The sequence below is a fragment of the Glaciimonas sp. OK215 genome (genome assembly GCF_057787885.1).
This window is the reverse complement of the sequence record NZ_JBYMEG010000004.1, coordinates 220,148-233,171: the sequence shown is the minus strand read 5'-3', so window position 1 is coordinate 233,171 and position 13,024 is coordinate 220,148. Positions and strand designations below refer to the sequence as shown.

Here is a 13,024-nt window from a genome sequence, read left to right as displayed (position 1 = left end):
AGGAGAACCGAATGAAATTTCTTAAACACGGCTGCGCCGTTCTGCTTGCAGCTGCATTGTCCATACCTGCCTTTGCCGCTAACGATAAAGCACCAGTTGATTTCGAAATGGTCACGCGCGGCAATGTCCAGATCGAAGTCGTGCGCCAAGGACAGGGCCCGGTCATCGTTATGCTACCGTCCCTAGGGCGGTCAGGTCGTGACTACGACATGGTGGCAGCGCGCCTTGCGGCCGAGGGATTTCGCGTGCTGCGCCCCGAGCCGCGCGGCATCGGGCGTAGCAAGGGCCCCATGGAAAACCTGAGCGTTCATGATTTTGCCGCCGATGTTGCCGCAGTAGTCGAGCACGAGAACAAAGGGCCGGTTGTAGTCGTCGGACATGCATGGGGCAACTTCGCTGCGCGCATGCTCGCAGCGGACCGCCCAGACCTGGTGCGAGGTGTCGTCGTTGCGGCTGCTTCCGCAGGCAAGGTGCCGCCGGGATCGACCGAAAAGCCGATTGGTCCCGCAATGCGCAAGGCTATCGACGGTGCCGGCGATATGACGTTTCCAGAGTCACAACGTCTCGAATACCTGCGTGAGGCGTTTTTTGCGCCTGGTAATGATCCTCGCGTCTGGCTTGATGGCTGGCATGCAGAAACGCACGAAGCCGAATCACATGCCCGGAATACGACGCCGGTCGATGAGTATTTCGCTGCAGGAACAGCGCCCATCCTCGATCTTCAGGCTGAACATGACGCAGTAGCACCGCGCCGCTTTTCCAAGGTACTTAAGTCCATGCTGGGCGATCGGGTGACTATAGTCGTGATCCCGAATGCCGGTCATGCGCTGGCACCCGAGCAGCCGCAAGCCATGGCTGACGCGATTGCTACTTTCGCAAGGCGTGTATTTGCTGCTAAGTAGTTCAGCAAAGGCATGACCGAAAGATATCTCTTTTTGCACTAGTGGGCCACTTGACAAATGCATCGACATTCGAGTGGTCGTAACGACCTATGCCGCGCTTGGAGAATAATGCTCACTCCCTGCCGGAATGCTAATGTCGTTGCCAAGTGACCCGCTAGGTGGATGCCCGAGCTGCGGGTGCGTTGCCCTAATTATGACGGAAGATAAAATGACGATCGAACCAAGCGACGGCCGGCGTGCACTGCTGAAAGGCCTGGCGGCAATAGGGTTGGGAGCTACGGGCTCTTTTGCGGCAGCCGATGCTTCTGCAGAAGGCAGCGTTCCCAATTCTTCTGGCAGCGCAAGTCCAGTACGGGCAGCCCCTCCACTGGCGTGTGATTCCCATATCCATATTTACAGCAACAAGTTCCCCATCCTTGACTCAAAGGCTTCGTTACCCATACAGGCAACGGTCGAGGACTATCGCAAATTCCAGCGGCGCATAGGCACTAGTCGTACAGTGGTCGTACAGCCGGCCAATTACGGAACGGATAACCGTGTCACATTAGACGCGATAGCTCAGTTGGGTGCTGAAAATACGCGTGGGATTGCTGTAGTCGGTCCGGACGTTATCGATTCAGAACTGCAACGGCTGCACGATGGTGGTATAAGAGGCATTCGATTTTCGTTGTTCAATCCAGACCATGCGGTGGGACTGTTAAAAAGGCTGGGGTTCTTGCTCAGCACCCTGACGTAAAAGTTCAAGGAATCGGCTTATGTGCTCCGGCAATTCGCTCATTTTCTTGTAATAAGCGGCAAGCTTCGCCGGAAGATCGTCATTGATCACGGCACACCGTACTTGTACAAGCCAATGTGCTCCGCGGGTTGTCCACCGCATGTGTTGGCGCTTGCACATTCTGACATTGATGATCTGGTTGACCGCAGATTCTGCCATCGCTGTTGAAATCGGCTTGTTTGCTTTCTGTCGCTTTGCATAGGCGACAAGTGAAGTCTTGTTGCCTTCGATGTATGCCCAAAGATCTCGCAATCGATAGTCCAGATGACGCATGCTCTCTTCAAAGGCAGGCGTTTCTGCGACGATGATTCGGCACAACACAAGCGCCTGCCGGATTTTATCCTCAGCTTTCTCGAAGCTGGCATGCCAAAAGCACCATCGCAGCTTTGTCATCTGTCGATGCAGGAGATTCTTTGTATGCGTTTCTGTCTCGGACAGTGCCTGCATGCCTTTCGAGATTTGTTCCAGGTATCGGATGCGCATAGAGAGATGGAACCAGTCCAGGATGGGCGTTACGGGGAACGGCAACTGACGATGTATGCTCTGGACGCCATTGCCACCATCCGTAATCACACAAACCTTTGGAGACGTGGTTCCTGCACATGTCTGAAGCAATGCGGCAAATCTGTCTGCAATCGACGGAACTTCGCTACGCACGCAAGCGAAAACGCGAGGCTTCACCCCTGAAGCAGCAAGACGTCCCGTCAGTATCTCGAACGAGGCCGGCCGTACCTCCTCTTGTCCTCGCACGAATCCGCCGTCGACCGCGATTGACCACTCCGTGTCCGGTGATAGTGCTTCGCCGGGTGCCAATTCAATAGCGTCTATCCTTGCCCCTACCCGTAATGTCCTATTCCGTACTGTCACATGATTTAGCTTTTCAGTCCCAGGCAAGAATTCTTTCATCATCACGACTACCTGCCGGTATGACATCTTCGCGGCCAGCCTTGACTGCAGCAGGAGCAGGTCCGGTGCTGCACGTTCCGGTAGGATTTTCGATAACGGGCTAAACAGGACCTCCAAATAGAAGGGTGGTTCGCATGGACACGACATTAGTCTCGGACTACGAACGCTGACTGTACCGAATACGGTATCAATCTTGAGTCGTCTATAGTCCTTCAGTTGCGTCTGTCGTCGGCAATTACTGCACACGCGTCGGGTTTCGCAGTACTCGTCCGCTTGCGCCGGGATTACTACTTGTTGCAACCCGGAGAGCAGTTGCTTTCCATCGGCAAGCGATAATCCAATCGACTCTGGGTCGAGTAAGTGGACAGGGCGGTCAAATCGCGCCACTTCGATTGTTGTGGTATCGCCCCAATCCATCACCAGCTCAGCCCGAACGACGATCTTCATGCTGCTCTCCCCCGAGTTGCTTACTCACCCCTCATTTCCAACACCCGAACACTCTGCTCATCATGATTATAGGCAATTACCCACCACATTTTTAACAGTCCCCCAGCCCCCGGATTGTTCCGCTCTCCACCGAGCGGTGCGTGAAATGCCAGCAGAGAACAAGGCATGGAACAACACAAAACTTCGATCGTCAAAGTACTTCAACAACATGATTGAGCAAGATCATCGTGGCGTGAAATCTCGCATCGGGCCGATGCTCGGCTTTAAGGATTTTGATCGGGCAGCCGTCACGATCTCTGGCATCGAACTGCTACACCGGATCCGCAAGGGGCAGTTCGCGCTTGGGCGTTTGCGCATTCAAGGCCAAACCACGTCTGCCATCTGGAATGCAGTGCTCTTCGTCTAAAGTTTTACGGCATGATGAAATTGGTTCGCCAAAATGCTGCTATTTGCACCAGAGCCAAAAATTCTGGCATTGCATAAAATTGGGACCGATTTGGTGAAAACTCGTCCAATGAAATCGTCTTGAACTTTTTCCATCAGCAAGTTGACGGTACCCGTCGAGGTGGCGATTGCGAATGGGCCACCTGTCAAGCTGCACCGGTGATGACCCGAAAGCGTTGTCCGATACGCTGCAATGACGCACGCGTCATTGCAGTTCGGCGAGCAGCGCCCCGGCCTCCTGCAGGTCCGCGGTGTCGAAACCTTCGGTGAACCAGCCGTAGGTCTCGGCCAACATCTGGCGGGCGTCTCCCGGCTTGCCCTGCTGTCGCCACAGCCGGCTCAGGCCCATCACCGCGCGCAGTTCCAGCGATCGGGCGCCTTGCCGGCGGGCGATCGCGATCGCCTTCAGGAAGCAGGCTTCGGCTTCGTCCCGGCCGCCAGCCTCCCCCTCGCGGCTCGGCTGCAGCAGCGTCAGCTCCCCCTTGAGCCGATACAGCTCCGCCTCGTACACACGATCTTCCGCTCGATCCACCACGACCAGCGCCTCGGCCAAGGCCTTCAGCCCTGCCTCGGCTTGTCCCGCTCTTCCGTAGGCTTCGGCCAGTAGCGCCAGGAAATGCGGCCGCCAAAGTTCCGCCCCGGTGGCACGGTAGGCGACCAGGCCCTGTTGCATCTTTTCGATGCCTTCTGCTGCGTGTCCCTGCTCGGCCAGCACCCAACCGGAGAGGATGGTTCCGTAAGCCAGCCAGAACGGGAAGCCGTGCTCGGTCGCGAGGGCGAGGAGTGCATCCACCAGCTCGCGCGTCGGCTGCGCTTCGCGGCGGTGCAGATGAAGCTCGGCGGCAAAGATCAAGGCATCGGCCGAGGCAGGAGGCTGGGATAGGGTCTGCGCCAGAGCGAGCGCCGCCTGGCTGCGTGCGAGGGCCTGATCCGGATAGCCGAGCAACCACAGGTCCCAGGCTACGAAGGCTAGCCCCAGCACGCCCGGCTCCAGTCCATAGGGTAAGGCAGGCGAGTGCTGCTGAGGGTCATACAGGGTCAACGCCTGCTCCAGTTGTGTGCGGGCAGGCTCCAGCTCGCCGAGACTGAACAAGATGGCCCCCAACGCCCGATGGGCTTGCACGAGCAGCGCAGGGTCTCGCGCCTCTTGAGCGACGGCAAGGAGTTGCTCCCCCAGCTTGCGTGCGGTCGGCAGTTCCCCACGGACCTGATAAAACGTGCGCAGGCCCAGCAGGGCGGGGAACAGCTCAATCGTTTCCCCGAGCTGTCGGCCCAGCGTCAACGCCCGGGTATAGGTCGCCTCCACTTCCGGGGACGCGTGCCCCTTGGTGGCCCTCCAGACCGGACCGAGCGTGATCTCGATCGCGAGTTCCTGCCGTGCGCGCTCGGGAGTGTCAGGCAGTGTCTTGAGCAAGGCCAGGGCCGCAGTGAGATGGGTGACCGCTTCGGCATCGGCGGAGCGCTGCACCGCCTGGCGCCCGGCGCAGTGGAGGTATTCCACCGCCTTCGGCGCGTTGCCGCTGCGGCTGAAATGATGCGCCAACTCACTGCAGTGCTCATCGAGCTGGGTGCTGAACATGGCCTCGATCGCCTGCGCCGTGCGTTCATGCAGCGCACAGCGCCGCTCGCTCAGCAGCGCGCCGTAGGCCACCTCCTGGGTCAGCGCATGCTTGAAGCTGTACTCCACCTCCGGAAACGCCGGTTGCTCGTAGATGAACTCCCCGGCCTGCAGCCGCGTCAGCAGGCTCTTCAGTGTGTCTTCGGGCTGCAGGGCGACGCGCACGAGCAAGCTCCAGGGAAATGCCTTGCCGATTACCGACAGGGTCTGCAGCAGCGCCTTCTCGGCCGCCCCCAGCCGGTCGATGCGGGCGGCGAGCACCCCCTGCACGGTGGTCGGGATGTGCAGGGCGGTCGGGCTCTGCTCGATACGGTAATGCCCGCGTTCGCCGCGCAGCACCTGCTCCTCGATCAGCGTCTGCACGACTTCTTCGATGAAGAACGGATTGCCTTCGGTCTGCGCCAGAATCAGGTGCGCAAGCGGGGTGAGCCCGGCGGCATCGCCCAGCAGCGCTCGCAACAGTTCCCGGGCTTCGGCTTCGCCCAGCGAATCCAGCCGCAGTTGGGTGTAGTAACCCTTGTGGCGCCAGTCGTGCCGGTACTCGGGCCGGTAATTGACCAGCAGCAGGATGCGGGCGTTGGCCACGCTCTCGCCGAGAAAGCCGAGGAAGGCCTCGGTCTCGCTGTCGAGGGTTCTGATAATCATATAGCCGACCTCCCTCCTAGCTGAGAAAGCAGCCGGAGTAGAGTCAAGGTTCGCAAAGACTTTGACACAAAGGAGGCCGACATGAACAAGTTTAGCGGAATTGATCTTCATTCGAACAACAGCGTGGTGGTCATTAGTGATGAGGCGGATCGGATCCTGTACCAGCGGCGCCTGCCAAACGATTTGAAACAGATTCAGGCAGCGCTGGCGCCCTTTCGTGAAGAGCTGGTCGGCGTGGTCATCGAATCGACGTTCAATTGGTATTGGCTTGTGGATGGGCTGACGGAAGATGGTTACCAGGTGCATCTGGCGAACCCCGCGGCGATCAAGCAGTACGAGGGATTGAAATACAGCGGGGACTTTGCGGATGCGGCGCATCTCGGGCAACTCCTGCGCCTGGGTTTATTGCCGGAAGGCTATATCTATCCACCGGAACAACGTCAGGTACGCGACCTGTCGCGCAAGCGGATGCAACTGGTGCGCTGTTGTACGGCCCAGATACTGGCGATCGAGAACATATTGGCACGGCAGACAGGCGGACGGATGACGAGCAAGATGATCAAGCGTCTGGGCGACGAACAAGTTGACGGACTTGGTTTTGCGCCGGATGTGACGCTCGCGATGAAGGCCAATCTGGCAGTGATGCAGACGCTCCAAAGCGAGATCGGGATACTGGAGCAGCGGCTCGCGGAACGGGTGACATTGCGTCCGGACTACGGGTTATTGCAGTCGGTGCCGGGCATTGGCCCGATATTGGCGACAACGATCATGCTGGAAACGGGAACCATCACACGCTTTGCCGAAGTGGGCAATTTCAGTTCGTACTGCCGCTGCGTGAACAGCCGGCGGGAAAGCAACAGCAAGACGAAGGGACAAGGCAACACGAAGAATGGCAACAAGTATCTTGCCTGGGCGTTTGTCGAGGCAGCCAATTTTGCCATTCGCTCATGTCCCGAGGCGAAGCGCTTTTACGAACGCAAGAAACGCAGGAGGAACGGGATAGTCGCGATCAAGGCGCTGGCGCACAAACTGGCACGTGCTTGCTACCACATGTTGCGAGAGCAGAAGCCGTTTGATGTAACGCGCTGCTTCGCGTAAAGGTTTGGCGCAAAGGGGACGAGCCAGTAATGCGACTGGTGAAAATTCATGGTTCTGATTGGACGTTCCCTTTGCGCCACCGACTGTTTGCCAATGACTGGGTCGCCCAGGCGATGAGCCACTCATGACTGGCGTTGCGACAGCGACAGCCACGGCTCTGTGAAAGCAATCCATTGGACATCGTCTGGCACCAACGTTTCTCTGGGGCGGCAACAGCCGCCAGGGCAACCGTGAGCAATAGCGCGGCGTGCTTGATCTCGATGGGTGTCTGGTGCGATTCAGTTTGCAACCAGTTGAGAGAAAACGGATGCGATTTCGATTGGAAAGCAGTAAGGCAAAGAACAGAAAGGATTTCGCTTGATTGCAGTGGTGATGAAAAATCCATCGCCACGGCAATCAAGCGATGGATGAATTCGTACCTTGACGGCGGCCGGCTAATGGGTGTCGCATTGTTGAGCGCGAGAGGGATTTTCCTGTGCAGGACATGGCCCCCGATTACAGTGGACGGATTTGTCCCGCCAGCGCATAAAACTGGTCGGCGAACGACATGGCAGTGGCGCCATCGACCGCGAACTGACCCTTGCGGATCATGTGCATGAATTCGATACCGGCCAGTACATTACTTGCAGACCGGAAGGACTTGAAGTTGAGCATCGGCCTGGTCACGCGCTTGATCGCACGGTGGTCCTGTTCGACGATGTTGTTGAGGTATTTGACCTGGCGTACGGTGATCTGGACATCCCGGTAGCGGTTGATCTCGTCGATGGCAGCTTTGTTGGCGCCGCTCTTGTCCATCGTGACTTTGTCCGGAGCGCCGTTTTCATGGATGGCCTTGTCGAAGAACCGCCTGGCCGCAGCCATGTCACGGTGTGCCCTGAGAAGAAAATCGATGGTTTTTCCCTCTTTGTCGACTGCACGGTAGAGATACTTCCAGACACCCTTAACTTTGATGTACGTTTCGTCCATGCGCCAGCTGGTGCCGACCTTGCGCTTGTGTTTGCGCGCCAACTTTTCAATCAGCGGCAGGAAACGGATCGCCCACCGGTTGATCGATGAATGGTCGACCGACACGCCGCGCTCTTCCATCATTTCCTCAAGGTGACGGTAACTTAACGGGTAGGCTGCATACCAGCGGATGCAGACCAAAATCACGTCGATCGGAAAACGCACCCCTTTGAAATTGAGCATATCAATTAGTCTATTAGCCAAGGACGCAGTAGTCTACCTGATCGGCATGCAGCTTTGGCTAATGCGACACCCATTAGCCGGCCGCCGTCAAGGTACGAATTCATCCATCGCTTGATTGCCGTGGCGATGGATTTTTCATCACCACTGCAATCAAGCGAAATCCTTTCTGTTCTTTGCCTTACTGCTTTCCAATCGAAATCGCATCCGTTTTCTCTCAACTGGTTGCAAACTGAATCGCACCAGACACCCATCGAGATCAAGCACGCCGCGCTATTGCTCACGGTTGCCCTGGCGGCTGTTGCCGCCCCAGAGAAACGTTGGTGCCAGACGATGTCCAATGGATTGCTTTCACAGAGCCGTGGCTGTCGCTGTCGCAACGCCAGTCATGAGTGGCTCATCGCCTGGGCGACCCAGTCATTGGCAAACAGTCGGTGGCGCAAAGGGAACGTCCAATCAGAACCATGAATTTTCACCAGTCGCATTACTGGCTCGTCCCCTTTGCGCCAAACCTTTACGCGAAGCAGCGCGTTACATCAAACGGCTTCTGCTCTCGCAACATGTGGTAGCAAGCACGTGCCAGTTTGTGCGCCAGCGCCTTGATCGCGACTATCCCGTTCCTCCTGCGTTTCTTGCGTTCGTAAAAGCGCTTCGCCTCGGGACATGAGCGAATGGCAAAATTGGCTGCCTCGACAAACGCCCAGGCAAGATACTTGTTGCCATTCTTCGTGTTGCCTTGTCCCTTCGTCTTGCTGTTGCTTTCCCGCCGGCTGTTCACGCAGCGGCAGTACGAACTGAAATTGCCCACTTCGGCAAAGCGTGTGATGGTTCCCGTTTCCAGCATGATCGTTGTCGCCAATATCGGGCCAATGCCCGGCACCGACTGCAATAACCCGTAGTCCGGACGCAATGTCACCCGTTCCGCGAGCCGCTGCTCCAGTATCCCGATCTCGCTTTGGAGCGTCTGCATCACTGCCAGATTGGCCTTCATCGCGAGCGTCACATCCGGCGCAAAACCAAGTCCGTCAACTTGTTCGTCGCCCAGACGCTTGATCATCTTGCTCGTCATCCGTCCGCCTGTCTGCCGTGCCAATATGTTCTCGATCGCCAGTATCTGGGCCGTACAACAGCGCACCAGTTGCATCCGCTTGCGCGACAGGTCGCGTACCTGACGTTGTTCCGGTGGATAGATATAGCCTTCCGGCAATAAACCCAGGCGCAGGAGTTGCCCGAGATGCGCCGCATCCGCAAAGTCCCCGCTGTATTTCAATCCCTCGTACTGCTTGATCGCCGCGGGGTTCGCCAGATGCACCTGGTAACCATCTTCCGTCAGCCCATCCACAAGCCAATACCAATTGAACGTCGATTCGATGACCACGCCGACCAGCTCTTCACGAAAGGGCGCCAGCGCTGCCTGAATCTGTTTCAAATCGTTTGGCAGGCGCCGCTGGTACAGGATCCGATCCGCCTCATCACTAATGACCACCACGCTGTTGTTCGAATGAAGATCAATTCCGCTAAACTTGTTCATGTCGGCCTCCTTTGTGTCAAAGTCTTTGCGAACCTTGACTCTACTCCGGCTGCTTTCTCAGCTAGGAGGGAGGTCGGCTATATGATTATCAGAACCGCAAAAAGTATACTTTTTGCACGGCACGTTTTAAGGGCTTTGTATTGTACCGGCAGGCTGGTTTCCAGTGCGAAAACCGTTGCGGAAAACAAAATGCAATTTCTGCCGATATGTGCTACCTTTTTGCACTATGGAAGCTCACAAATCCGTTCTCTCGAACCAGGCACCGCATCGAATTGGCTATGCGCGTGTCAGTAGCGTCGGCCAAAATTTGGATTCGCAGTTGGATGCCTTGCAAAAGGCGGGTTGCAAGAAAATATTCTCCGACAAGATGACTGGTTCCAGAATGGATCGCCCCGGCTGGGATCAACTGATGGAATATGTCCGTCCTGGCGACGCGCTGGTCGTGACGGAACTGAGCCGTATGACGCGCTCCTTGATCAACCTGCTGGAAACGGCGCAATTACTGGAGCAGAAGCAGATCAATTTGGTTTCATTGCGTGAAAATATTGATACCAGCACTGCCACCGGTCGATGTTTCCTTTCGATGATGGGCGCTATCCACCAGATGGAACGTGAGTTGCGCGCTGAACGCGCCTCTGCGGGCCGAGCCTCAGCAAAAGTGCGCGGTAAAACGGGAGGCCGGCCACGAACCGACGTCGTGAAATTGGAAAATGCCAAAGTGCTCTATGAAAATTCCGGGAAAACGGCTGACGAAGTCTGTAAGGTTGTCGGCGTCGGACGACGAATATTTTTTACGTATCTCGCGCAGCAACGAGAAATGACACACGCCTAACAAGGAACGCAATGCCAGTCATATTTCGTTATAAGGGTTATCGGTTCTTCTTCTACTCAAATGAAGGCAGTCCACGAGAACCGGTACACGTGCATGTTCGCGGTAATGATGGCGAAGCGAAATTCTGGTTGCATCCGATGGTTCATTTGGGCAACAGTGATGGTTTTGATGCGAGAACCTTGCGCGAACTGGCAGAAGCGGTTGAGCAAAACACAGCGGTTATTGAAAGGGCATGGAATGAACACTTCTGCTAAATCAGTGCGGTTTGACGAAAACAGCATGTGGGTCGAGTTGTCGGATGGCCGTGCACTCGGCATTCCGTTGGCTTGGTTTCCGCGACTCCTGCATGCTAAGCCGGAGCAACGCCAAAAATGTGAACTGTCGATCAACGGCATTCATTGGGACGAACTTGACGAAGATATTTCGGTGGCTGGGCTTTTGGCCGGGCGCGGTGACTCTACGCGCGCCACAATGATTGCCGCTTAACGGGAGCAGTGCTGCATGGCCACTGTTACCCGTTATGGTCCAGTTGATTCAGCCGCGTTGTAGCGACTGCGTGAGGAGTTCGATAGCAGAAATATTTTGGATGCCATCGACAAGATCGATGATATACGGTGCCGGATCGATGACTTACGGGATGAACTGCTGAAGCTGCACAGCATGGCGCATGACATGATCAATGATGCCAGCCCTGATGGACCACCGCCGGAATATCCAATCTGGGAGTACGCCGAAGAGATTTCCATGGCGATCTGGGAGTGGCCTCGCAACCTTGAAGCCGTGCGTAAAACCATGGATCAAATCGCTACATTAATGCCTGACCCAGATGAGGATTTTGAAAACGGATAGTCCGTCGGATTATGAAACTTGAATTCCGCATTTGAGCGCGACCTGGTTGTGGGGCGGCACAACGCAATGACGACCGAATTTGTGATGCCGTGTGCCAAATTGCTTAAGAAAAAAAATGACCCAACCTGATAACGAAACGATTGAAGAAGTATATCCGTTTGACACCGAAGAGAGAGGCACCTGGACATGGGCAGCATTTCCAAGAAATGATTAATCTCGACCAAGTCCCAACCGATTCACCACTTAGTCAGTCAGTGACACGCGACGGAAAGACCGTACAAGTCGAAATATACGAAAACGGCGAAGGCGGCTGGCTTCTGGAAGTGGTCGATGAATACGGCAACTCCACCGTCTGGGACGCTTCGTTTGGAAGCGACCGAGATGCGCTGAATAAAGCATTCAACACGATCGATGAGGAAGGAATCGATTCGTTGATTGGTTCGCCATCCGATGGTATAGCGGCGATGGCACTGGATCATCCGTTGTCGAACGCCGAATTGGAGGAACTTGACGACTTCCTTGGCGACGAGGATATCGAGAAAACGTCGATGGATGTCTCCACGCTGGATGGCTTTTTGACCGCCATTGCCATTGGTCCACAGATTGCGTTGCCATCGGAGTGGTTGTTTTGGATCTGGGACATGGAGGAAGGCGAAGCCGAACCGGCATTCAAAGACGAGGAGCAGGCAAACCGGATCATGTCGCTAATCATGCGTCACTATAATTCGGTGATGGATACTTTCAATACTGATCCTGCGTCATTTGAACCAATATTCTGGCGAGATGTTTGCTGGGGTGCGGCAGAATGGTGCGAAGGCTTCCTTCTCGGTTTCCAGTTCAACGAACAAGATTGGAGCCTGTTAGCCGTTGGGCAGCCTGCATGGTTGACGCCATTCCTGCGCTTGGGAACCGATGATGGCATCGCGATTACCGAAAGCGCTAACGATGCCGACAAGTGGATGAACGAAATCGAATCATCGCTCATGAAAATTCATGAATATTGGAAATACAATCGCGGTAATCAGCCGCTTGGGCAGTTCAGAGGCGCATTTGATTTCGATGCGCAGAAAGAGGCCGTAACCATAATTCGTGGTGGTCCGAAGATTGGACGCAATGATCCGTGTCCCTGCGGCAGTGGAAAGAAATTCAAAAAATGTTGCGTCGCGGACGGCACCACACCATCTTTACATTGAAGCGGAAGATCAACATGCAGCAAATCCATTGCGCTGGGTGCAACGAAATTTCACCCAGCTACGACATCATCCACTATGGTTCAACGGATAGCGGTTATCGACAGCTTTGCACACGATGCTACAACGCAGAGGTCGCCAAACGCTGCGGTCTGGATGATTTTGAGAACATCCGGCTCGAACCGATTGGTATCGACGACTGTACCGGCCAGAAGCACGAGTTTCATTTTCGTACGCGTCTGATGGGGCACATTGTGTCGATAGAGGCTTTTGAGCTTCAGAATGGAAGCCCTGGCGGCTACCTGTTTCAACAGGTAGCCGACCCTGAAGAAGACTTATTTTCCCTGCTGGGGCGTCTCATCCAAAAAATGCGCCGTGCGCTTGCCGTCAAACATGTAGAGGGCGGCCAACTCGGGCTGCAAATTATCGACCAAACGGTGCGCGGGCGCATCGAATCTGATTTGGACGCCGACGTCCGCATGCCGCTGGTAGTGGTCGACGGCCGAGAAATATCTTGGGAAGAGTTCGGTGAGATGTTAATGACCTTTGAGGGCTGGCAATTCAGACTGCACCTCGCTGATCCAAGTGAGGACGTCTGAACC

Annotated in this window: 13 protein-coding genes and 1 pseudogene; 10 read left to right on the top strand and 4 right to left on the bottom strand. The window is 55.7% G+C overall.

Going from position 1 to position 13,024, the window contains the following annotated elements:
• Positions 1–11 precede the first annotated feature (11 nt).
• Both AC3CHX_RS31735 and AC3CHX_RS31730 read left to right on the top strand, forming a co-directional pair.
• Positions 12–902, top strand: coding sequence for an alpha/beta fold hydrolase (locus tag AC3CHX_RS31735; RefSeq protein WP_488645171.1), 891 nt, complete (start codon positions 12–14; stop codon positions 900–902).
• A 208-nt stretch (positions 903–1,110) separates the two neighbouring features.
• On the top strand, positions 1,111–1,638 hold the full coding sequence (locus tag AC3CHX_RS31730; RefSeq protein WP_488645170.1) for an amidohydrolase family protein: 528 nt from the start codon (positions 1,111–1,113) through the stop codon (positions 1,636–1,638).
• Here the strand turns inward: AC3CHX_RS31730 and AC3CHX_RS31725 are convergent.
• The gene (locus AC3CHX_RS31725; RefSeq protein ID WP_488645169.1) at positions 1,600–3,030 is read right to left on the bottom strand and encodes an ISKra4 family transposase; all 1,431 of its coding nucleotides are present in this window, start codon (positions 3,028–3,030) and stop codon (positions 1,600–1,602) included. The two genes, AC3CHX_RS31730 and AC3CHX_RS31725, sit on opposite strands and share 39 nt — an antisense overlap.
• A gap of 121 nt (positions 3,031–3,151) precedes the next feature.
• On the opposite strand from AC3CHX_RS31725, the pseudogene AC3CHX_RS31720 reads away from it, so the two are divergent.
• A pseudogene (locus AC3CHX_RS31720) lies at positions 3,152–3,436 on the top strand (DDE-type integrase/transposase/recombinase); the annotation flags it as partial.
• 243 nt (positions 3,437–3,679) lie between these two features.
• Here AC3CHX_RS31720 and AC3CHX_RS31715 read toward each other — a convergent pair.
• Entirely contained in the window at positions 3,680–5,737 is a 2,058-nt protein-coding gene (locus AC3CHX_RS31715; protein WP_488645168.1) for an ATP-binding protein, read from the bottom strand.
• An 81-nt stretch (positions 5,738–5,818) separates the two neighbouring features.
• Here AC3CHX_RS31715 and AC3CHX_RS31710 point away from each other — a divergent pair, with 81 nt between their 5' ends.
• Positions 5,819–6,835, top strand: a complete 1,017-nt coding sequence (locus tag AC3CHX_RS31710) for an IS110 family RNA-guided transposase (RefSeq protein WP_488645166.1) — start codon at positions 5,819–5,821, stop codon at positions 6,833–6,835.
• Positions 6,836–7,330: 495 nt separating this feature from the next.
• Here AC3CHX_RS31710 and AC3CHX_RS31705 read toward each other — a convergent pair whose 3' ends face one another.
• Positions 7,331–8,023, bottom strand: coding sequence for an IS6 family transposase (locus AC3CHX_RS31705; RefSeq protein ID WP_488645167.1), 693 nt, complete (start codon positions 8,021–8,023; stop codon positions 7,331–7,333).
• A 511-nt stretch (positions 8,024–8,534) separates the two neighbouring features.
• Entirely contained in the window at positions 8,535–9,551 is a 1,017-nt protein-coding gene (locus AC3CHX_RS31700; protein ID WP_488645166.1) for an IS110 family RNA-guided transposase, read from the bottom strand.
• A 226-nt stretch (positions 9,552–9,777) separates the two neighbouring features.
• Here AC3CHX_RS31700 and AC3CHX_RS31695 point away from each other — a divergent pair, with 226 nt between their 5' ends.
• The 6 genes from AC3CHX_RS31695 to AC3CHX_RS31670 all read left to right on the top strand — a co-directional run bounded on the left by AC3CHX_RS31695 (position 9,778) and on the right by AC3CHX_RS31670 (position 13,021).
• A complete protein-coding gene (locus tag AC3CHX_RS31695; RefSeq protein ID WP_488645165.1) occupies positions 9,778–10,383 on the top strand; it encodes a recombinase family protein in 606 nt (201 codons plus the stop codon).
• A gap of 11 nt (positions 10,384–10,394) precedes the next feature.
• Positions 10,395–10,637, top strand: a complete 243-nt coding sequence (locus AC3CHX_RS31690; RefSeq protein WP_488645164.1) for a DUF4160 domain-containing protein — start codon at positions 10,395–10,397, stop codon at positions 10,635–10,637.
• Positions 10,621–10,869, top strand: a complete 249-nt coding sequence (locus tag AC3CHX_RS31685; RefSeq protein WP_488645163.1) for a DUF2442 domain-containing protein — start codon at positions 10,621–10,623, stop codon at positions 10,867–10,869. Before AC3CHX_RS31690 ends, AC3CHX_RS31685 begins: the two co-directional genes overlap by 17 nt.
• 66 nt (positions 10,870–10,935) lie before the next feature.
• Entirely contained in the window at positions 10,936–11,232 is a 297-nt protein-coding gene (locus AC3CHX_RS31680; RefSeq protein WP_488645418.1) for a hypothetical protein, read from the top strand.
• Between the two features lie 206 nt (positions 11,233–11,438).
• The gene (locus AC3CHX_RS31675; protein ID WP_488645162.1) at positions 11,439–12,425 is read left to right on the top strand and encodes a UPF0149 family protein; all 987 of its coding nucleotides are present in this window, start codon (positions 11,439–11,441) and stop codon (positions 12,423–12,425) included.
• A gap of 14 nt (positions 12,426–12,439) precedes the next feature.
• The gene (locus AC3CHX_RS31670; protein ID WP_488645161.1) at positions 12,440–13,021 is read left to right on the top strand and encodes a DUF7713 domain-containing protein; all 582 of its coding nucleotides are present in this window, start codon (positions 12,440–12,442) and stop codon (positions 13,019–13,021) included.
• Positions 13,022–13,024 lie beyond the last annotated feature (3 nt).